Annotated in this window: 1 pseudogene; it reads left to right on the forward strand. The window is 55.9% G+C overall.

Annotated features, from left to right (window positions below):
• A pseudogene (locus F2P45_RS35870) lies at positions 1-183 on the forward strand (hypothetical protein); the annotation flags it as partial.
• Positions 184-392: the final 209 nt, after the last annotated feature.

Consider the following 392-nt stretch of genomic DNA (forward strand, 5'->3'; position numbering starts at 1 on the left):
TATTTTATCAATAAAGCAACGGCTACCGCTATTGCGGACCGAATGGGTATGCACGAATCGTCCATTTCTCGTGCGAAATCGGGCGGGCAGCTCAGTTACTGCGCGCGTCTGCTCGCAGCGGCCGGGCTCAAGGTCGTGCCCGTCGACGGCATTGTCTACCTGCAACCGGACGAGTATCGATGAAAACCTAGTGCCCCGCAGTTGACCTCCTAATCGAGGCCGCTGACATGAAGTGCGCAAGTCTGCATTTTTAGCGGACGGCGTTGTGCCGCCCCTACTGTCTGTCCGTGTGACCGGAAACATGATCTCCAATAAAGAAGACCGAATGAATGCATTTCAACACTTTGCGGCGCAGCACGCCGCGCTGCACGCCAGGCATGTGCTTGATGAAC

Source organism: Massilia mucilaginosa, assembly GCF_011682145.1.
Taxonomy (GTDB): Bacteria; Pseudomonadota; Gammaproteobacteria; order Burkholderiales; family Burkholderiaceae_D; genus Telluria_A; species Telluria_A mucilaginosa.